The sequence below is a fragment of the Alloprevotella sp. Lung230 genome (assembly GCF_014385435.1).
In the GTDB taxonomy this organism is placed as follows: Bacteria; Bacteroidota; Bacteroidia; order Bacteroidales; family Bacteroidaceae; genus Alloprevotella.
On the sequence record NZ_JACSUD010000003.1, the window covers coordinates 120,634 to 142,632 of the forward strand.

15 protein-coding genes and 1 tRNA gene are annotated in these 21,999 nt (G+C 53.7%); all 16 read left to right on the plus strand.

The annotated features are described in order from the left end of the window. Positions 1–836 precede the first annotated feature (836 nt). Positions 837–2,786 carry an Mfa1 family fimbria major subunit gene (locus H8527_RS03385; protein WP_187545595.1) on the plus strand — a complete coding sequence of 650 codons (1,950 nt, stop codon included), beginning with the start codon at positions 837–839 and terminating at the stop codon, positions 2,784–2,786. Positions 2,787–2,884: 98 nt separating this feature from the next. Beyond that, positions 2,885–3,898: a FimB/Mfa2 family fimbrial subunit gene (locus tag H8527_RS03390; protein ID WP_187545597.1), complete on the plus strand. Its 1,014-nt coding sequence runs from the start codon at positions 2,885–2,887 to the stop codon at positions 3,896–3,898. Between the two features lie 47 nt (positions 3,899–3,945). Continuing rightward, complete coding sequence (locus tag H8527_RS03395) at positions 3,946–5,577, plus strand: hypothetical protein (RefSeq protein ID WP_187545599.1); 1,632 nt, start codon at positions 3,946–3,948, stop codon at positions 5,575–5,577. Positions 5,578–5,583: 6 nt separating this feature from the next. Continuing rightward, entirely contained in the window at positions 5,584–6,720 is a 1,137-nt protein-coding gene (locus tag H8527_RS03400; protein WP_187545601.1) for a hypothetical protein, read from the plus strand. 152 nt (positions 6,721–6,872) lie between these two features. Beyond that, positions 6,873–7,901, plus strand: a complete 1,029-nt coding sequence (locus H8527_RS03405; protein ID WP_187545603.1) for a hypothetical protein — start codon at positions 6,873–6,875, stop codon at positions 7,899–7,901. Positions 7,902–7,929: 28 nt separating this feature from the next. Continuing rightward, positions 7,930–11,106: a T9SS type A sorting domain-containing protein gene (locus H8527_RS03410; RefSeq protein ID WP_222935101.1), complete on the plus strand. Its 3,177-nt coding sequence runs from the start codon at positions 7,930–7,932 to the stop codon at positions 11,104–11,106. 102 nt (positions 11,107–11,208) lie between these two features. Further along, a complete protein-coding gene (locus H8527_RS03415) occupies positions 11,209–11,844 on the plus strand; it encodes a hypothetical protein (RefSeq protein WP_187545607.1) in 636 nt (211 codons plus the stop codon). A gap of 215 nt (positions 11,845–12,059) precedes the next feature. Continuing rightward, positions 12,060–12,479, plus strand: a complete 420-nt coding sequence (locus H8527_RS03420; RefSeq protein WP_187545608.1) for a DUF3127 domain-containing protein — start codon at positions 12,060–12,062, stop codon at positions 12,477–12,479. A gap of 160 nt (positions 12,480–12,639) precedes the next feature. Next, the gene (locus H8527_RS09855) at positions 12,640–12,774 is read left to right on the plus strand and encodes a hypothetical protein (RefSeq protein WP_255498503.1); all 135 of its coding nucleotides are present in this window, start codon (positions 12,640–12,642) and stop codon (positions 12,772–12,774) included. A gap of 125 nt (positions 12,775–12,899) precedes the next feature. Then, positions 12,900–14,189 carry an O-acetylhomoserine aminocarboxypropyltransferase/cysteine synthase family protein gene (locus tag H8527_RS03425; protein WP_187545610.1) on the plus strand — a complete coding sequence of 430 codons (1,290 nt, stop codon included), beginning with the start codon at positions 12,900–12,902 and terminating at the stop codon, positions 14,187–14,189. A 56-nt stretch (positions 14,190–14,245) separates the two neighbouring features. Continuing rightward, entirely contained in the window at positions 14,246–15,187 is a 942-nt protein-coding gene (gene miaA, locus H8527_RS03430) for a tRNA (adenosine(37)-N6)-dimethylallyltransferase MiaA (protein ID WP_187545612.1), read from the plus strand. After that, positions 15,184–16,131: a diacylglycerol kinase family protein gene (locus H8527_RS03435; RefSeq protein ID WP_187545614.1), complete on the plus strand. Its 948-nt coding sequence runs from the start codon at positions 15,184–15,186 to the stop codon at positions 16,129–16,131. The genes miaA and H8527_RS03435 overlap by 4 nt, the downstream gene beginning before the upstream one ends. Positions 16,132–16,332: 201 nt before the next feature. Continuing rightward, entirely contained in the window at positions 16,333–16,503 is a 171-nt protein-coding gene (locus H8527_RS03440; RefSeq protein WP_187545616.1) for a hypothetical protein, read from the plus strand. Positions 16,504–16,591: 88 nt separating this feature from the next. Beyond that, positions 16,592–17,275 carry a monofunctional biosynthetic peptidoglycan transglycosylase gene (gene mtgA / locus H8527_RS03445; protein ID WP_187545618.1) on the plus strand — a complete coding sequence of 228 codons (684 nt, stop codon included), beginning with the start codon at positions 16,592–16,594 and terminating at the stop codon, positions 17,273–17,275. A gap of 278 nt (positions 17,276–17,553) precedes the next feature. After that, the gene (locus H8527_RS03450) at positions 17,554–21,480 is read left to right on the plus strand and encodes a glycoside hydrolase family 2 TIM barrel-domain containing protein (protein ID WP_187545620.1); all 3,927 of its coding nucleotides are present in this window, start codon (positions 17,554–17,556) and stop codon (positions 21,478–21,480) included. 399 nt (positions 21,481–21,879) lie between these two features. Beyond that, positions 21,880–21,953 (plus strand) — tRNA-Met (locus H8527_RS03455). Positions 21,954–21,999: the final 46 nt, after the last annotated feature.

The following is a 21,999-nucleotide window of genomic DNA, read 5'->3' on the forward strand; positions in this document are numbered from 1 at the left end:
GCCCCCTTCGGGGACGGCAGTAGCGCGATATACATCGAAGACCTTACCGCGGCAACCCCATCGCCGCAGGGAGTCCCCGAAGGGGGCAGCTCTCAATAACCGTAGGCGAGGCGGCGCGCAGCGACGACGAACCTACGGACAGCCCAACACCGCAGGGAACGCCCCCGAAGGGGACGCCCATCGGAAAAAGCGGCCACTGCAGAACTCCCACCGGTACGATATGTACACCGATATTCGCCCCCTTCGGGGACGCACACAGTATACGACTGCTTACCGTAGGTTCATCGGGCTTCGCCCTCTTCACCTACGGCTATTCAAAGAAGCCCCCTTCGGGGACAGTTGTAGCACATAGTATCTGCACATGGTATGTTGCCAAGAAGTTTCTTCGGAGACGGCAATAGCACATAGTATCTGCACACGTTACACTGCCAAGAAGTCTCTTCGGGGACGGCAGTAGCACATAGTATCTGCCACGGTACGCTGCCAAGAAGCCCCTCCGGGAGACGGCAGTAGCGCGATATACATCGAAGACCTTACCGCGCGGCAACTCCATCGCCGCAGGGAGTCCCCAAAGGGGGCAGCTCTCAATAACCGTAGGCGAGGCGGCGCGCAGCGACGACGAACCTACGGACAGCCCAACACCGCAAGAAACGCCCCCGAAGGGGACGCCCATCGGAAAAAAGCGGCCACGGCAGAACTCCCACCGGTACGATATGTACACCGATATTCGCCCCCTTTCGGGGACAGTCCCCCATCAACTAGTAAACAATTCTCTCGGAATTTACAATTCTGAAACTCATTAATCAATTTATTTATTCACTAATTCCATTTCAATTATGAAAAAGAATTTCTTTGCTGCTGCCCTTATCCTCAGCCTCGGCGTAGGATCTTTCGCAGCTTGCTCGTCTGACGACATCAATGGTCATCAGACCGAACAGAAGAAGACAACGACCATGATGTCGATTGCCCTCAAGATGCCTGCGGCTTCTGGTCAGCGTGCCGCTACTGACGAACCTTACAACTACATCGGTGAATGGCTCGGTCAAGAAAAGGTAAACCAAGTTGAAGTTTACGTCTTTGAAGGTACTGCAGGTACTGACAAATTGGAAGCTCACCAAACTTTTAATGCCGGTGACTACTCTGCAGGTGTCGTAGGTAATGAAGTTGTGTTCCGTCCCAATAAGGGTATTGCCATTACTCCTGGTACGAAGCAGGTTTATGTAGTTGTAAACTCTAATGCTGCTACTACAGCTCACTTGTCTGGTGTAAGTGTTGTCGGTACTACTACACTTTCTCAGTTTGAGACTGCTTACAATGGAGTTGCTTCTGCTGTAACGAATACAGGTGTGGCTACTGCTGCTGTTACTACGGACAATAGTGCTGCCGGTGAATTTGCCAAACTTGACAAGTCTGGTGGTTCTGCTGCTTCGCAATGGAAGAACGAAATTGTGATGACGGGAGACAATGCCGGTGCCTCTGGTGCTGTTATTGCTGATAATGTAGCAGAATCTGCAGCGATTTCTGGTGGTTCCAATCTTGTAGCCCTCAAGGTGAAACGTGTGGTTGCTCGTGTTGCTGTAACTTCTAGTGCCGCTGACTTCACTCTGCAGGGTGATGATCCCTATACTTCTACCGTAGAAACGACTGCAACCTTGGGTAAGGTAACCGGCTTTACTTATGTAGCTGCTCAAGGTGAACGTAAACTCAACTTTAAGCAACAAGAGAATGCTACCGACTTGACTTCTAACAATGGTGCGCAATCTTATAAGTGGAACAGCCCTGCTTATAGTTTTGTTTCTGGAGCTGGTTATGCAACTGCTGCTGACCCCATTGCTGCTGCTGCACGTACTAACTATGACTATGCTTCTCTTTGGCAAAAGGCTACGGGTGCTCCTGCAAATGGTCTTCTTGGTCACCCCGTTCCTACGAATGCTTCGGTATCTACTTCTATCGCTACTGCTAGTGACGCTAATGCCAAGGCTATCGGTGAATTGATGGAAGGTGATTTCCTTCTCCCCACCACTCACCTCTACCACAATGCTGCTCCGAATGGAACGGATAATGGCTACTACAAAGGTAATACGGCTTATGTCCTCATCCGTTCTATCTTTACTCCTGAAAAGATTAATGTAGATCTCGATCCTACAGTACCTGACAATGCTCCTGCTGGTACTCCTCGTCCCGGCCGTCCCTCTGCTACTGTAACGCCTACAACTTGGAGTACGATTACCGCTGCTAACCGTCCTGAAATCTTAGTTCGTGGTGCTAACGGTATGTTCTATTCATCTGTGTTTGCTTCGCAAGATCCCATCTACAATGGTGTAACTGGTCAGTCTGTTGAAATCTTCACCGCTGTGAAGGATGCTACCAACCAAATCGTAGGTTACAAGATGCTTTACTTTGCTTGGGTGAACCCCGACAATGTACTGACTCAAAAGTGGTATAACTCTCCTGTTTACCGTAACAACATCTATCACATCCAGTTGGATGGTGTAACCGGTACCGGTACCTCTTGGAATCCTCTCGTTCCTGCTTCTCCCACGGATCCCAGTACCTCTACTCCCAATAACCCTGACCAACTGACGGTTCCTCCCACAGTTCAAGTTCCTACGACTCCTGGTCCTGTGACTCCTACTACTCCTGTAACTCCTGTTACTCCTACTCCCACGCCCACACCTGTACAACCCCAGAACCCCCTCACGCCCAACAAGACCTTTATGGCTGTGAAGACCACGGTTCTCCCCTGGCAGGTACACGGCTACAAGTTCAATCTCCACAACCAATAATCGGTTGTTCAGTGTGACTGAACTAGTCTAATTTATAAAAACCGAGGGAGCGAGATTCCCTCACTCCCTCGGTTTCTTTTTTAATATCGACGACTTCAATGAAATTTCTCAATAAGTTTTTTGGTGTGCTGTCCTTAGCGGCAACCTTTGCGACGCTCACAGGCTGTGATGCCATGTTTCACGACGATTTGGCCAACTGCCCACAAGGAGTATATGTGAATTTCTACACCAAAACTTCTTGTGAAACAAAAGAACGCGACCTCGGAAAGGTCTCTAACCTCCACGTTCTCGCTTTCGACTACAACCACAAACTCGTGGCGGTGAAGGAAGAAAAGGATATCTTCATCACGCGCGACTACAAAGTGTTGATGCCCGTGGGCAACGGCACCTATTCCTTTATCGGCTGGACGGGAGCAACCCCCAGCTTCTTTGACAATGCCCCCCTCACTCCTGGTGTAACGACCAAAGAGGACGTGATGCTGGCACTCAAAAAACAAAATAACGGCCAATATGTCGACTTGGCCAATCATCAAGTTTTTCAAGGGCTTTCTGAAAAGCCCATCCTTATGGAAGACCCCGCCACCCACGGCTCGGTATTCAAAAATGTATCGGTCAATCTGCTTGAGAAAACTTATCGTCTCAAAGTGACCATCCGCCTCGATGCTACGGTACAAGGCAAGAAGAAGGTGGAAGATTTCCTCCTCCGCATTACTTCCGGAAACGGAACCCTGAATATCAACGGCGAGACCCCCAACAATCTCCCTGTTGCTGAATATCCCAAGACGGTCGCTGCTCAAACACCGACTTCCATTACTTACGACTTCACGACGCTCGATCTCAAAACGGGCAAAAACAATACGATCTCTCTCTTCGATACCAAAAAGCCGGCTACACAAGACAGCATTTGGAACAGCGACCTTGTGGCTACGGCTCTCATGGGCGGACCTTCGGGCTACTTGCGCAATCCTAACGTGAACCTCGATTGCGACCACGACCTGAACATCCTCTTCATCATTGCCGAAGAGCCTACCAAGAAAGGTAACTATATGGCTTCCTCCATCTTCGTGAACGATTGGCAGGTACACGCCTATAAATTCAAACTCCATAACTAATCTGCTTTCTACACTGAAAGCGTGGTATTAGATAAACGATAAGACCTATGTCTCACAATTTCCGATTTTACTCCTCTTCAATCGTAGCGCTCTGCTGCAGCCTTTTGCTCCTGCCGCTTTTGACCTCTTGCTACGAAACCTTTGAACCTAACCCGGGTGGGGGTGAGGGGAAGACTGTCTTTGTGGCCACAGCGGTCAACTTTCCAAAGCTTGCTCCTCCTCGCGCTTCGCGTGCCGGAACCGTGAATCTCAGCGACGACGACCGCCTGCTCTCTCTCCGTGTCATCGTGGCGAAGCCCGACGGCACGGTCGTGCACAACGGCTTGCGCAACGTGAGTCTCGTGACCACGCAACCCACCGGCCCGACCACCATCTGGCGCGACCCCATCGAGTTGGAACTCGGCACCTACGACTTCTACTTCATCGGCAACGAAGCCCCTTGGGGACTGACGGCGGCCTTGACCTCGATTACCAACGTGTCGCAACTCTTCACCGACCCGCGCTTCACGCACATCCTCTACTCCCCCGGCTACAAGCCCGATGCGACGAAGCCTGTGCTCTACACGCGTTGCTACAAGGACGTGCCGGTGATTGCCACCGCCACGAAAGGCTCGCAGTCCGACCCTTGGCACTTCCAAGCTGAGGGCGACGAGGAAGTGGAACTCATCCGCACGCTGGCCAAAGTGGAACTGACGCTCAAGAACTGTGTGCACGTCGACCAGGTGGGGAGCAACTTTGTGCCCACCGAGATGAAGTTTAAGCGCATGGCACACATCGAAAAGGTGAAGGTGACGGGTATCCCCAAGTATTTCTCTCTCTTCGGTAACCCCTATTTCCGTGGGTTCAGCCACCACTATCCCACAGCACCCTCCGGCAACTACTCGGCACAATGGTACACCGCTGCGGGGGATTTGGAACAGACCTACGAACTCGAATCCACGCCTTCTACGGCCTTGACCAACAGTACAGAAACATACACCGCTGTTTCGGGCAGCGGTTCGAGTGAAGTTCTCTACGACTACAAGACTACACTCTACCTTCCCGAACATCTGCGCCAGCTTCCGGTCACGCCCGAGCCCAATGGCGGCGGTGCCTATGTGGCCGGCAGCACTTCGGTGGTGTTTGACTACAACAACTCGGGCGACCACTACTACCGCTTCAGTATTTGGCAGACGGCTTTCGATGAAAACAAGAAGGCCGTGGGCACCGGGGCGAATGACTACTTCGTGCTGCCCAATGCGGCGAACTACTCGAAGTTCTCCCTCGTTCGCAACAACCTCTACCAGCTTGAGGCCTCCGAAGGTCAACAGTTGATGCTCAAGTACAAACTCACTGACTGGTGCGATACCTACAAGGCGCGCATCTACAGCGGTCCCGGTTTCCAAGTGGTGGTGGAGGATCCCAAGTTTACGGGTGGCCAATCCACCGTGCGGGTGATTTCCACCGAATCGGCGCTTCCTGCGGATCACAACATCAAGATAGCCCCGAAGAGTGGCGTTACGTTCTCAGCCCAAACCGGCTTCGGCACGCTCACCGGAGGCAATTATGAAGTGGGAGCACAGAGTTTCCAAGAAGAAGGCGGTTTCCGCGCTTCTTTCGGCGCTGCTCCTGCGGTCGGCACTCCCGCCTTTGACATCATTTACAACGGAAAGGTGCTCTACACCGTTCTTAGCGAATAAAACCCAATGAAAACTCGACAATCCTTCTCGGCGCTTCTCTTAGCCTTCGTTGCAATTTTCTTTGCAGCGTGCGGGCAAGATGCCGGTACTGACATCGAACGCAATCGCGTTAAGGTGCGTTTGGCGCTCGGCGATCTCGTGCAGCGTGAAGTGCGCGGTTTGGCCACAACCCAAGAGGAAGAAGTGTTGCGTCTGGACGTGGTCTTCTTCAACTCCGGCGGTGCTTTGCAGACCCTCGGTTCGGGCTCTGGTAAGAAAGTGTTTAGTTACGATGTGGCCAATCCCAAGGCTTCGGACTGGGTAAATGGTTCGGTGTCGAGCCAGACGGTCTACCTCGACCTCCAGCGTACGGACGTGCAGGGCTTGAAGGCGGTGGCGCTCATCAACCTGCCCTCGGCCATCAAGACCGACCTCGAAAACGGTACCATCAGTACGCTGAGCCAGCTTCAGACCAAGGTGGCGCACACCATCACCGCGGTGACCCCGACGAGTATCACCACTCCGCTCATCATGGCCGGCGAGGCAGATGTGCCGACCACGCTCAGCGCCACAGCGGACAACACCATCAATGTGGAGGTGAAGCGCTTGGTGGCGAAGATGGAGGTGAACGTCTACTACGAATGGGACAAACTCGTCATCCCGAAGACGACGGCAGCGGCCAACGAGAAGTCGTTTTACACGTACAAGAGTTTTGACAGCAAAACTTTCATCGGTGTGGACAATGCCATCTCCGCGCGTGTGGACGGCAGCGAAACGGAAGTGCCGGTGCCCGCGACGGCCACGCCGAAGATGGCGACCTTGCAGGCGGTGTACATCAACGAATATAATTTCAGCAACCGCACGACTTATCCTTTGGCGGCCAATCCTGCGCCTTACATCCTGCTGAAAGTGCCTGCCATCCTGGGCGAAAACAACGACCTGACGCGCCTCTTCCCCCCTCCTGCCGGTGGCGACTTCTCGAAGACGCCGGTCTTCAACTACTATAAGGTGGTGTTGCCGGAGCAAATCGACCGCAACTGCTACTACAAGATACATGCCCGCATCGTAGGCCCTGGTGCTCCCACAGAGAACGGTGCACCTGTTATCCAGTTTAGTTTGCAGGTGTTGCCTTGGTCGCCGACTATCACGGTGCCGGGAGCTTGATGTCTCTACGCGCCAGAGTTTTGTCCATCGACCGATATTCCCCCCTTTCGGCGGTGTATCGCTATGTTACGGAAAATCGATGCCGCAAGGAACATCCTCGAAGAAGGCGTCCATCGTAAGCCATTATTACTCATTGTCTATATTGATAACGCATGAAACTCTCTTTCAAATCACTCAGTCTGCTTGCTTTCGGTGTACTGCTCACAGCATGTACCGACAACGAGGGTCTGCCCATTGATGATGGGCAACACAACAGCGCCAAAAGTGTGCTGAATTGGGGAGTGCATATCCTCGCCCATGGTTCAACACCTAGCATCAATACTGATGCGACCGACAACGAAGATAAGGTGGACAATATCGTGTTGGCCGGTTCTGCTGCTAATGCCTATTCGGGCGGTACCACTGCTACTTTTGGTGTGCCGCGCTTCACTGGAAAAAAGAATTTTTTCTTTGCTGCGAATCTAAATCCTACCGACAAGAATTTAGTAGGTGTGGGACATACGGAATCGGATTTCAATAATGTAGTTTTGAATACGATGGACTACCTCCGTACGCCCATCGGCAACAAACCGGCCACGACATCTATTCCGATGACTGCCACCTTGCGTGATATCGAAGTGGACGCTTTGGGGACTTTCAAAACTCGCAATGCCTCCGGCACACTCGTAAATGCCGACCAAGTGAATTTTACGCGTGCTTTTGCCAAGGTACGTCTTGAGATGATAAATCCTTCCGGCAACTTCCCTGTGGAGAAAATAGTACTTCGCAATGTGCCAAACCATTTTGCACTTGCTGCCCCCATCCAGAGTTATGACAAAACTACCTATGGGTATAATACGACCGATATTGTCCTCTATAATACTCCGGGTGGTCCTCTCTCTACGAATGCTCACGGATTGCAATCGGTTACTTTCTACGTTCCCGAACTTACGGTGTCTGCGCCTACTTTCCATGAACAATTGGACCGCGGTATGATGTACGTTGCCGTTTACCACAAGATAGGTACAGGAACAGAAACTTATGTTACTGCCTATCGTATTGCAGACCCTAGATTGGGAAATCCCAATTATGGAAAGGTTGTTAGAAATAACATCTATGACTTGACAGTACAAGGTTCTGCCGCTAAGAGAACAGCAAATCCGCTTACTCCTACAGATCCTGTAATTTACTTCGCAAACTAAACCTCCTATGAATACTCTCCAGAACAGAATGAGCAAGTACATTTCCTTGACTCGCTTCCGCAAGGTGGCGTGTGAAGGGATGGGGGTCTTATGTCTCTTGGCAGTTTTCCTCTTCTCACAAGGAATGCACGCACAGACGACCACCAGCAACCTCGACTTGCATTTTGAGCTGATTAAGGCAACGAACACTGGTACGGTGGAATTTACTATCGCTCCTGAAGACCCTAACCAGTTTTCGCGTGCTCATTGGCCCATCATCTTTATTGATTGGGAGAATGATGGAAATAAGGTGACGCAGATGTTTAACTTGAAAGCAGATCGTACGTTCACAGTGAATGTTACTGCGGCAGGAGCAGGAGTGGCTACCGTATATGGCGAGAACGGCACGTGGAAACTTATCTGCAAGAGTCAGAACATCAAAGCTACTAAACTTGAGAAGGCCACGGCTCTCCGCTATCTTGATCTCTCGAAGAATGTCCTTGGTACAAATAATACCAACAAGGACTATACCATTCATGATGACAACAACAAGATTGAAACACTCAATCTTAGTGAGAATGGTTTGAAAGACATTAAGTTTGGTACTCCAGCGGTCTTGAATGGTGTGTTGCCTGAATTGAAAGAATACTCTGCCAGCGAGAATCTCTTGAGTACTGTTACTTTGACGGGAAACAATAAACTCTCTTATCTGGATTTGTCGAAGAACCTCTTGACTTCGATTACCCTCCCCACTGCATTCGTTCCTACTTGGACGGTCTTCAAGGGCGGAAGTCAAACAGACTATGATGCAGCGCTTGCAGCTACTCCCAGTCCCATTACGAATACTGCCAGTACCCAGATTCACACCAATCGCACTACGGCGAACGACGGAATGCTCAACTTGACGGTGAACAAATTGAACATTGCCAAGCTTCCGACACTTCCTACGAACTTGAATGTGTCGAAGTACTACTACACGTTGCAAGAGCGCTATTCGTTGCCCAAGAATGAGTATAAGATGCTGGAGGAAATCGATCTCTCTTCGCAACTTACTGCAACAGGCGTAAAATCGACTCCTCAAACTACCACTTACCGTTGGTTCCGAGAAATCACTCCTGGTACTGACCAATATACCGAAATGGTGCGCGGTTCTGACTATGAAGAAACTGGGGGTAAGACCAAGTTTTATCGCGCTTATGGCGATGACACGAAGATTTTCGCTGCGATGACGACCGATGCTTTTGATGGCACTACGGGTACTTATCCTTTGGAAAGTTTCGAACGTGGCACAGGAACGATTACGTTGCACGGTTTTGAAGAAGTGCTCAACCAGCCTGCCGGTACGACCGCTGCAGCGCTTAAGGATACTTATTTCGCGAGTGTAAAAACGGCCGCTCTCAACCAAATTGGTGATGGTCTTCAGCCCAAAAATAAAACTACTCAGTTCTTCCGTACAAATACGCTGACCGTCAAAGGTAGTAAAAACAACTTCTGGTATGGCTTTAAGAGCAATGACTGGAATGACGTAGAAAACTGGACCGGTCGCGTAGTGCCGAAGACATTGGTAGGCGACTATACGAACGATGAGAACTCCGATGTACTCTTTGCTTCGATTGCAGGCTATACAATAGGTTCTGAAACCCTTAAATATCCTACGAGTGCCATCCGCGACCTTTATACCGACCAAGATCGCGTAGTCCGCAATCTCTACAATAAGAGTGAAAACGGCCGCGCCATTGTGGCCGATGCAGGACACACTTTGACCTTGAAAGAGAAGGCTTATTTGGATGGAACAACAACAGCTCCTTTCAATACGGCTGCTGATTTGAGCTATCGTACTATCGTCAAGTCGGTAGATAGCAAACCTAATGGTACGTTCCTCATTGAAAAGCCGGCGGTTAATCCGAACTATGTGGCTACTGTAGAATTCTATTCGAAAGCCAATGATGGTAACCGCAATAAGCAAGCAGCCCGCTGGCAGTATTTCGGTTCGCCGGTTAAGAATGCAAGTGTAGCTGCAGTAGTTCCCGCTACTTCTTGGGTGCGCAAGTATAACCGCGCTCTCGACATTGCTGATACCGATGAAAAGTGGGAAGAATTGACAAGTCCTACCTTTGCACCAGGTGAAGGTTACGAAATTACGCAACCTCGTCCGATGACTTACCGCTTCACCGGTGAATTGGATTTGGCCGATCATACCTTCGCTGTAGATGGTGTAACAGGTGGCCCTGGTGTGAACTACAAGGATATGAATATCCTCGCCAACCCCTACACGGCTGCTATGCAGATTGCCAAGATAGATTGGGCTGCTGCGACTTTGGCAGAACAGACTGTTTACCTCTACAATACAGGTTCACGTGAAGAATGGCTGGCGCAGAATGGTGGAACTACCAATGGCACCAATGCCGGACAATATGTCAAGGCCGTTCCAAAGAATCTTGCCGGTTATGTTGCAGGTATGGAAGAGGAAATACCTTCGCTCTCTGCCTTTATGATTAAGAGTACGGGAACAGGTACGCTGAAATACCGCTATCAAGATCTTCTGAAGAATACCGCTCAGAACCGCGCACCGCGTCGTCGCTTCTCATCTCTGATGATTGATGTGAAGAGCGACAAGAGCGCCGACCGCATGTGGCTCGTCGAAGCTCAAGGCAAGACGAAGGGCTATGATGACGGTTTCGATGGTGAAAAGATTTTCACCGCTGCCTCCGCACAGCTCTATGCCATCCAAGATCGCAACTACCAGGTGACCACGGCCGAAGATCTTGACAACACCGAACTCGGCTTTGTGGCCGGCGACGGTGCCAAGCACTACACGCTCAAGTTCAACCTCGATGAAATGAGCGACGACCGCTACTACCTCGTCGACCACCTGACCCACGAACAAAAGCCCATTACCAACGGTATGATCTACTCGTTCAATGCCGGGGCTAATGATCCTGCGAACCGCTTCGCCATCTCTCGTTCGACCAAGTCGATTACCGATGACGTCTTCGAAGGTAAGGGCATCGAACTCCGTGCGAAGTCCGGCCGCACCATTGAAGCACGCAACTACACCGACGAAACGGCCGAAGTGGAAATCTTCGATGTTTCAGGTAAGGTTGTCGATAAGTTTACGGTAGAACCCCACGACACCGACCGCATCAAGCTCTCCTTGGAAGGTGTGTTTGTGGTACGTGCTTACAACGGACAAGCCAAGACTACGCAGAAATTTATCATCAAGTAATCTCTCACACAAATAAGCTTTGGAATGTCGGGGAGAGGTCGTCAAACGCCTCTCCCCCTCATTCTGTTTTTTTCAGAAGAAGTCATATACAAAAACATAGATATGAGAATAACCACTCGCAGCCTCCTTATTGTGACAGCGCTCTGTGGGGCGCACCACACTACCGCACAAACGGTGGTGGACAAGGTGGGCGTTGACACCCGCACCCCAACGGAGGTGCTTGATGTGAACGGCACGATGCGTGTGCGCCAACTGCCTCAAAAAGGGAACAGCACTATTTTCACCACCACGGCCGGCACAGCTTCTGCCACGGCCAACCAACCATTTATGCCCAACCGCTTGGTGGTGGCCGATGCCAACGGCGTACTCGGGGCCGCTTCGTCGGCCGCACCGCGCTGGTTTTACATGCCTTCGGTGCCCCTTCCCCTTGACCCGAGCAAGGTCAATCCTCCCTACACGACCGAAGTCTCGGGAACGTACAGCGTACAACTCTACAACCTCTTCGCCGGGCAATTTTCCGGTGGAGCCGCCTTCCCCAACCGCGTGGCGAGTTCGGCTACGGCCACACTGCCCACGCCTGCCGCGGCCGATTTAGACTATTTCGTGACGTACTATGACGATGCCGTCTTCGACCATGTAGGTATCAGTGCCACCGGACTGCTCACCTACACGCTCAAACCCGGATTTGTGGTTTCGCCGCGAACGTATATGAACATCGTCTTTCAGGTGAAGGAGTAGGGGCTTTTTCCTGAAAAAAGTGTGCGTTGTTCGTTCAACTCAAAAGAAAATTGTAACTTCGCAAGCACAAATTACAATTTTACCCTCAAGAAAACGGTGGAGCGATAAGTAGGTGTTCAGAATGAATGGATACGAAAGTAGAGAACAATCTACGATGAGGATAACTACGTTTCATTTTGAAGACCTACTTACTCGCCACCTCAAACCCACTTTCAATGGAAATTACTGGAAAAATCACTCATGCTCTGGAAGTGCGCAGCGGTACGGCACGCACGACGGGCAATCCTTGGATGTCGCAATCGTTTGTCATCGAGACTCATGACCAATATCCTCGCCGCTGTGTCTTCGACGTGTTTGGCGAAGACCGCTTGAAGGAATTCAACATTCAGGTGGGGGAAGAGCTCACCGTGAGTTTCGACCTCGATGCGCGCGAATATCAAGGCCGTTGGTTCAACTCTGTGCGTGCTTGGAAGGTGGAACGCGTAGCCCCCGGTGCTCCGCAAGGACAGCCGGCCGCAGCCGCATCTGCTCCTGCACAACCCGGCTACACCGCACCTGCTCCCGCAGCCGCTCCTGCTGCTCCGGGTATGCCCGCTGCTCCTGCCGGCGAATCGGCCGACGATTTACCTTTCTAATCGGCATCCCCATCTATGCCTCTTCTCTGCTCCACAAGCCGGTAGGCCGGTGCGCTTTCGTGCGCCGCTCCACTGCCTTGTGGAGCAGTTTTGCCTTTTTGTCTGCTACGCCGTTGGGGGGTATGGATACCGATATTCGCCCCCTTCGGGGACGCACCGCTTGACACAACGGCTTACCGTAGGTTCATCGGGCTTCGCCCTCTTCGCCTACGACTATTCAGAGAAGCCCCCTTCGGGGACGGCCGTAGCGATACCCATCGCAAACCCATCGTGGACGGACATCGCGGTGCAATAAACAACCTGCCGGGGACATCGCAAACCCATACCGCGGCATGCCAAACGCCGCAGGGAGTCCCGCCCACCGGTAGCGACAAATCGACTCATTTCAAACTTCCCCAACACGCCTCGTCATTGTCATTTATGCCACAACAACACAACTCCGGCACCCTCTGCGTACAAGCGGGCTGGACACCCAAAAATGGTGAGCCACGACAACTCCCCATCTACCAAACCACGACCTTCAAATACGACAGCAGCGAACAGATGGCCCGTCTCTTCGACCTCGCCGAATCGGGCTACTTCTACTCTCGTCTGCAAAACCCCACCTGCGACGCGGCGGCGGCCAAAATCGCGGCCCTCGAAGGCGGTGTGGCAGCTATGCTCACCTCCAGCGGACAGGCGGCCAACTTTATGGCAGTGTTCAACATCGCCGAGGCGGGGTCGCACATCATCGCCACCAACGGCATCTACGGCGGCACGTTCAACCTCCTCGGGGTGACCCTCCGCAAGATGGGCATCGAATGCACCTTCGTCGATCCGGATTGGAGTGACGACGACATCCGCGCCTGCTTCCGCCCCAACACGAAACTCGTGTTTGGCGAAACTATCTCCAATCCCGGCGGCAACGTGTGCGACATCGAGCGCTGGGCGCGGTTGGCCCACGAGCACGGTGTGCCTCTCATCATCGACAACACCTTTGCCACCCCCATCCACTGCCGACCCTTCGAGTGGGGCGCCGACATCGTGACGCACTCCACCACTAAATATATGGAAGGCCACGCCGCCACCATCGGTGGCTGCATCGTCGACAGCGGACGCTTCGACTGGATGGCCCATGCCGACAAGTATCCCGGTCTCTGCACCCCCGATGAGAGTTACCACGGCCTGACCTATGCCACCGACTTCGGCGAAGCGGCCTACATCGTCAAAGCCACCGCACAACTCATGCGCGACCTCGGTTGCTGCCAAAGTCCGCAAAACGCCTTCTTGCTCAACACCGGTCTCGAATCCCTTCATTTGCGCATGCGCCGACACGTGGACAACGCCCAGCGCGTGGCCGAATGGCTCGAAGCCGACGAGCGCGTGGCGTGGGTGAACTATGCCGGACTGCCCGGCAACGAATACTACGCGCTGGCGCAGAAGTATCTACCTCAAGGTGGCTGCGGCGTCATTGCCCTCGGTCTGAAAGGGTCGCGTGAGGAAGCCATCCGATTCATCGATGCGCTTCGCTTCATCAGTATCATGACCCACGTGGCCGATGCCAAGAGCTGCATCCTCCACCCCGCGAGTCACACCCACCGCCAGCTCACCGAGGAGCAACTCCGCGCTGCCGGCATCGCCCCCGACCTCATCCGCCTGAGTGTGGGCATCGAGGACGTCGACGACATCCTCGCCGATCTCCGCCAAGCCCTCGATCAGGTGTTTGGATAAGCGTTCGGAATGTCTTCGTCTCTCGTCTTCTGTCACCTTCTTTCATTCCCTCTCCTATGCTCATCTCCGTTCTCGGCCCTACGGCTTGTGGAAAAACGAGTTTTGCCGTCGCCCTGGCGCAGCGTCTCGGGGCTGAAATCATCAGCGCCGACTCGCGGCAGGTGTACCGCCGCATGGATTTGGGCACGGGCAAAGACCTGGCCGACTATGTGCTGCCCGATGGGACGCAGGTGCCGTTTCACCTCATCGACATTGCCGAACCAGGCACGAAGTACAACCTCTATCGCTATCAGCAGGACTTCCTCGCGGCCTACGACGACATCCGCGCCCGCGGCCGTCAGGTGGTGGTGTGCGGCGGCACGGGACTCTACTTGGAGAGCATCGTGCGCGGCTACAACCTCAGCCACGTGCCGCAAAATCCGACCCTGCGCCAAAGCCTCGAAGGACTTTCGCTCGACGCACTCACCGCCCGACTGGCAGCCCTGAAAGCACAAGCCGGCACCGCCCTCCACAACCACACCGATGTCGACTCGTGCAAGCGAGCCATCCGCGCCATCGAAATTGAGGACTACAACCTCCGACGCCCCGTGGGCGAAAGGGAATTTCCCGCCCTCCCCGTGCTCAACATCGGCCTGACCCTGCCGCGCGAAGAGCGCCGTGCCCGCATCTCGGCCCGCCTCCGCAGTCGCCTCGAAGCCGGAATGCTCGACGAGGTGCGTGCTCTGCTGGCCGAAGGCATCGCACCCGACGACCTCATCTATTACGGTTTGGAATACAAGTTTCTCACCCTCCACCTCATCGGTCGCTTGACCTACGAAGAGATGGTGGCCCAACTCGAAACCGCCATCCACCAGTTTGCCAAACGCCAAATGACGTGGTTCAGAGGGATGGAACGCCGCGGCTGCACCATCCACTGGATCGATGCCCTCCACCCGATGGAAGAAAAAGTGGCGGCCGCCCTCGAACTGTTCCGATCCACACAATCCTCGACCTTATGAACAGCAACCCTCCCCACAACGCCGACCGCTGGGGCATCATCTATTGCCCCACCGAAGGCAGCTGGCGCACACAGCGGCGCTGGCGGCGCATCTTGGTGCACCTCGATCTGCGGTGCGTGCCCTACGACTTTGTGCAGAGTGAGGGGCAGGGGAGTGTGGAACGCCTTGCCGCCATGCTCACGCAAAACGGCTATCGCACCCTCCTTGTCGTAGGTGGCGATGCGGCCCTGGGCGATGCCCTCAACGGCATCGTCGGCGCCACGCCGGCAGGCAGCGACTATCCCACGTTGGGCATCATCCCCAACGGTGTCATCAACGACTTTGCCCGCTATTGGGACTTCCATCCGGCACACCCCGAAGCCACCATCGATGCCCTCCTCTGCGGTCGCACCCGTCGGGTCGATGTGGGCGAGGTGCGGCTCACCACCATCGGCGGCGAGGTCCTTCATCGCCGTTTTTTGAATTGTGTCAATGTGGGGCTTGCGGCCTCGATGATCAAACTGCGCCGCCGCAACCACACCTTCTGGCACGGCTTGCGCTTGCTGCGCGAACTCAGCAGCGCCTTCATGCTCCTCCTCTATCGCCCATCGACGCGGATGCACTTCACCATCGGTGCCGAGCACTACGACCGCCGCATCACCACCCTCTGCATCGGTTCGTGCCACGGTTTTGGGCAGACACCCTCGGCAGTGCCCTACAACGGGCAGCTCGACATTTCGGCCGTGAAGCGCCCCACGCTCCTTCACGCCCTCACGGCCCTTTCGCTCTTGTTCAAGCGGCGTTTCCTTTCACAAAAGGGCATCAGCGTGTGGCGCACCCCCACCATCGAAATGTCCCAAATCGGGCGTGCCACGGTGAGTGTCGACGGCCACGCCATCCACCACCGTATCACCCGCCTCACCGCCACCATTCGCCGCGAAGCCATCCGTTTCATGATTCCTTAGCCCTCGCGGTGGGGATGAGGTTTTGCCTTGCGCATGCTCCCATCACACCCTCTATCCGGTGTGATGTGGAACACCGATATTCGCCCCCTTCGGGGACGCACCGCTGTGCACGACGGCTTTCCGTAGGTTCATAGGACTTCGCCCTCTTCGCCTACGGCTATTGAGAGAAGCCCCCTTCGGGGACGGTCGTAGCAGCACACAATGAAAAACCCACACCGATGCACGCCCAACGCCGCAGGAAGTCCCCGAAGGGGGCTTCTCTCAATAGCCGTAGGCGAGGCGGCGCGCAGCGACGACGAACCTACGGAACACCCAACGTTGCAAGGAACGCCCCCGAAGGGGACGCCCATCGCACAGCCGGTAGACCAGTAGATTGGTTAATCGGTAGACCAGTAAATTTGTAGACCGGTAAAAAACATACACCCATCGGGTGACGGCCCCTTTTTTCCTTTTTTTGCCAATGAAACGGATATATCGCATTGTTCGCTGGGCAGTAGTCCTGTTTTTCCTCTCCTCAGTGCTCGTGACGTTGCTCTATCGCTGGGTGAACGTCCCCCTCACGCCGCTCATGGTCATTCGTTGCATGCAGCAAGCCGGGCGGGGCGAACAGGTGCGGCTGCACTACAAGTGGGTGCCGCTCTCCGAGATGTCGTGCTATCTGCCGGTGGCTGTCATTGCCAGCGAAGATCAGAACTTTCTCGTGCATCACGGTTTCGACACCCAAGCCATCGGGGCGGCCATGCGCGAGCGGATGAGCGGTGGACGCATGAGGGGTGGCAGCACCATCTCCCAGCAGACCGCCAAAAATGTGTTTCTCTGGCCCACCTCGTCGTGGGTGCGCAAGGGGTTTGAAGTCTACTTCACCTTCCTGATCGAAGCCCTTTGGTCGAAAGAACGCATCATGGAGGTCTATCTCAACGTCATCGAGATGGGCGATGGAGTGTATGGCGCAGAGAGTGTGGCACAACTCCACTTTGGTTGCTCGGCTCGCGACTTGAAGCGCAGAGAGTGTGCGCTCATTGCTGCCACCCTGCCCAATCCCTTGCACTACAGCAGCGAGCGCCCCGGTCCGTTCATGCGCAAGCGTCAAGCCTGGATAGAGCGACAGATGCGTCACGTCCCACTGTTTCTCCCAAAGAAGTGAGGTTTGCCAAACATTTTGATATCTTTATCGATTTTTAGGCGACTAATGTCCAATGCCTAACGTGAATTCTTGGCAGATTGCTGAAAAAACGTTATCTTTGCGGCGTTGGACATGGAGAAACTTTCCCCTTTCAGATTTCGCCGGCCTCGGTGAGGCGGACAGCCTTAGATGATTATACCTTACTTTTCGACCTTACTGCCTTCTTTCTCTTTGTTCTTTGGTTCTAATAACATGAAATCTTAATCAACTCTCAATCAATCTTCAACAAAAACACTTACATGAGAAACCATTTTTTGTCATCCTTTCTGCTTTTGCTGGGATTAGGCGTGTTGTGGTGTTGTGGTGTGCTCACGGCTTCTGCTAAGGTGGAAGATGGGCACTACTACATCCTGACCAATGTCTATCATGGAAAAACGCTCTCCACGGGAGGGCTTTCAGAAAACAACAGCCCACTCTCTGGAGAAAAGCTCAATAAAGACAACCCCGATCAGATTTGGCAGTTCAAGAGATCCTATGCCGATGCCTATGCGCTCTACAATGCAGAGGCGCAACTGGCCGTAGACCTCGCGCTGCAATCCAATAAGGGGCCGCTATTGTGGACGCTCAACGTGAACAATCCCAATCAGCGCCTCCTCATCGAGGAAGAAAGCGGACACATTCGTCTGCGTGCTGCCGAAGATTACCAAACTCCGCGCTATCTGGCCATCACGACGAGCGGAACGGTGATGCTCGACACCCAGAAAAGCCGCAACACGCTTTTCCAAATCACGGAAGTAGACCTTAAGAACCTCCCTAAGAGAGCAAAGCCCGAATGGCAGGACGAGACCATTTTTGCCATCAATAAAGAGCGAGGACGTGCCACGTTCATTCCTTATGCCACAACGGCCAAACTGCAAAGCGATGCCCGCTACCAAAAAGCCTGGCTCACTCCGGAACAAGCACAGTATCTTCCGCTCAACGGCATGTGGAAGTTTCAATACGCTCCCGATGCCGCTCTGCGCGACACGGCATTTGTCAAGTCGTCCTTCGATGTCTCGAAATGGGACGACATCGAGGTGCCCTCCTGCTGGGAGATGAAAGGCTATGACAAGCCGGTGTATGTCAATGTAGACTACATTTTCCAAGACAAACCGCCTTACATCAAACTCAAAAAGGAGTATGAAGGACTGGTAGATCCCAATCCTGTGGGCAGCTATCGCCGCACCTTTACCCTTCCCGCCGGATGGGACAACCAAAATGTGTTCCTCCACTTCGATGGCATCTACAGCGGCGCCTATGTCTGGGTCAACGGCCGCTACATTGGCTACACCCAGGGCGCGAACAATGATGCCGAGTTTGACATCACAAAGGCGGTGACTGCCGGCGAAAACCAAGTGGCCGTGCAGGTGATTCGTTGGACCGACGGCTCCTATCTCGAGGGGCAGGACGTGTTCCATATGAGCGGCCTCCATCGTGATGTTTATCTCGTGGCCACTCCCAAAACCTTTGTGCGCGACCATGTCGTCACGGCACAACTCGACCCCGCGCAAAGCTACACCGCAGGGTCGATGCAGGTGAATCTGGAACTCGACAACCGCCATCTACTGAACGGCACGAAGAAAATTAAAGTGAGCCTTCTCGATGCCGCTGGAATGCTGGTCAAGACGGCTGAAAAGACAGTCCCCTTCGATGCGGCTCATGCACAAACGGCGGTGAAGCTTTCCCTTGACGGACTGACGCAACTCAAGCCTTGGACAGCCGAAACTCCTTACCTCTACAACGTCATCGTTTCGCAACAAGACGCGGAAGGCAAAGAAGAGATGGCGTTCAACACAAAATACGGTTTCCGACACATTGATATCAAAAATGGTTTGGTGCGCATCAACGGAAAGCGTGTCTTCTTTAAGGGTGTCAACACGCAGGACACACATCCCGAGAAGGGACGCAGCATAGATGTGCCCACGATGCTGCGCGACATCTTCCTCATGAAGCAGGCCAATGTGAACACCGTGCGCACTTCCCACTACCCCCGTCAGCCGAAGATGTATGCCATGTTCGACTATTACGGACTTTATGTCATGGACGAAGCAGATTTGGAATGCCATAAGAACTGGAACGACCACGGCTCAAATGGCGGCTACAACACGCAGATCATCTCCGGCCAACCCAGTTGGAAGCCCGCTATGTTGGATCGCACAGAACGCATGGTCTTGCGCGACCGTAACCACCCCAGCATCATCTTCTGGTCGTTGGGCAACGAGAGCGGAGCCGGCGATAACTTCCTCGACACTCAAAAAGCTGTCCGCGCCCTTGATGCGCGCCCCATCCACTACGAAGGAGCGACCAACGCCGGCCGACACACCGATGGGATCACCGACATACATTCCAAAATGTATCCGACAGTCGACTTTGTGCGCAACGCTGCCAACAAGAAAGGGCCCAATCAAGCCGGACAACCCTTCTTCATGTGCGAATACGACCACGCCATGGGCAACAGTCTGGGCTATCTCCGCGAATACTGGAAGGTGATTGAAAGTTCATCGGTCGGTATCGGTGGTTGCGTTTGGGACTGGGTGGATCAAGGCATCTACAACCCTCAACTTCTCAAGCAGGGCAAGCGACAGCTCACCACCGGCTACGACTATCCCGGACCTCACCAAGGTAACTTTGTGAACAACGGAATCATCACTTCCGAGCGTGAATGGACGCCTAAACTCACCGAACTCAAGAAGGTCTACCAGTATGTCAACTTCAGCTACAATCAGAAGAAGCAGCAACTCAGTGTGACCAACCGCTATGCCTTCCGTACGCTCGAAGGCTATACGCTTCATTACAGCGTTTTGCACGACGGGGTGTCGGTGGAAAGTGGAAAAATCGACCTCCCTGCCCTCGCACCGCAACAAGTGGCGCATCTGCCTCTTGCCTTGAAAACGGCCGTCGACAACAAGGCAGACTACCATCTGAATGTGGAGCTGCGTCTTGCTGCCGATGAAGACTGGGCAAAGGCGGGCTATGTGCAAGCCGCAGAGCAATTTGTGCTCGCCCAACGTGCGGCACTCCCCGCACGCCCGGCAGCTGCCGAAGTCGGAACGCCCCTCAAGGTGGAGCGCCACGACGACCAAGTGACGGTGAGCAACGACCGCCTGTCGATGACCTTCGACAACAAGTCCTCGCAACTCGTGGCGTGGAGCTACAAAGACCAACCGCTCATTTATTCCGGCAAAGGACCGCAGTACGACAATTTCCGTTGGATTGAGAACGAAGCTCCCTACACCAGTATTCCTTACAACCAGCTGGTTGCACGGCACCAAGTGCCCGATTTCTACAACCTCGATGCAATTCCTGAGGTCAAGTCGACCAATGGCGGCCGAGTGGTTACGGTTTCCGCCACGCGGGAAGGCAACGTCACCAACACCCTCACCTACACCATCCATGCCGATGGTACCGTGTTGCTCGACGCTTCCTTTACCTACAATAGTGGAAAACTGCGCCGCATCGGACTCTCCATGGGTTTCGACCGCCGCTACCAACATCTGGACTACACTGCCAAAGGTCCTTGGGAAAACTATGTGGATCGCCAGGAAGGCTCGTTCTTCGGTCGCTATCAGACTGTGGTGGACAGCAATGTGGTGAATTATGCCCGCACACAAAGTTGCGGCAACCGCATGGGACTTCGCCGTCTCGACCTCACTGATGCCGAGGGCAACGGCATTCGGGTCGAAACGAAAGGACAAGTCGATTTCTCGCTGCTCCCCTATGACGACCATGACCTCGTGGATGTCGAACACTGGTGGGAACTCAAAGCACCTGTCTACAACACCGCCCATTTCGATGCTTTCCAGCAGGGATTGGGCAGCGGCAGTTGCGGTCCCGCGGAGACGTTGCCTCAGTATATGGCCGCTCAGCAAAAGATGCCCTTGCAGTTCACCCTCCGCTTCACCCCGATCGGCAAACTCCTCACCGGTGTTGCCTCACTGGTGGACGCTCCTGACCGGTCGTCCCTGCATCTCGAACGGATCGACCGCCACACGATGGCCCTCAAAGGAGATTGGCGCGCCTATCATCAAGCGCAACTCTTCAACCTGAAAGGCGTCTTGGTGCAGACCCTGCCTCTCGATGGGGGACGTTCGCCCCAATTCTCCGTGGCCGATTGGGCAGAAGGAGCCTACCTCCTCCGCCTGCAACGCCCCGATGGCACGAGCACGACCCTCAAGTTCAGCCTTTGAGCCTCGCGGTCTTCCGCTGTACCTCACACAAAAAAAAGAGCAGCCCTCCGCCTTGGGGGCTGCTTTTTTGTGTGGGTGATGTGGTCGGCAAGGACAAATGCAAAAATCTTGAGCCGTCTATGGTGCGTGTGTGCGAGGGGGGGCTGAGGGGGATATTTTTTTCTCAGAGGTAGTTTTATTTTTCTCAGAGGTAGATGAAATTACCTCAGAGGTAGTTTTTGTTATCTCAGAGATGTCCAAAAGGCCGGCATAAATGTGCCGGTTTTTGATGTCTATATTGAGAGCGCGCGCCCTGAAAAATGCCGAGAACTCTCTTTTTTTCTGACTTTTCCGACCAAATGTTTGGTAGGTTCAAAAAATGTTGTTACTTTTGCACTCGCAAATCAGCAATATGTTGATGGCGAGGTAGCTCAGCTGGTTAGAGCGCAGGATTCATAATCCTGAGGTCCCGAGTTCAATCCTCGGCCTCGCTACTCCGAACACTCAAGACATGTGTCTTGGGTGTTTTTCGTTGAAATC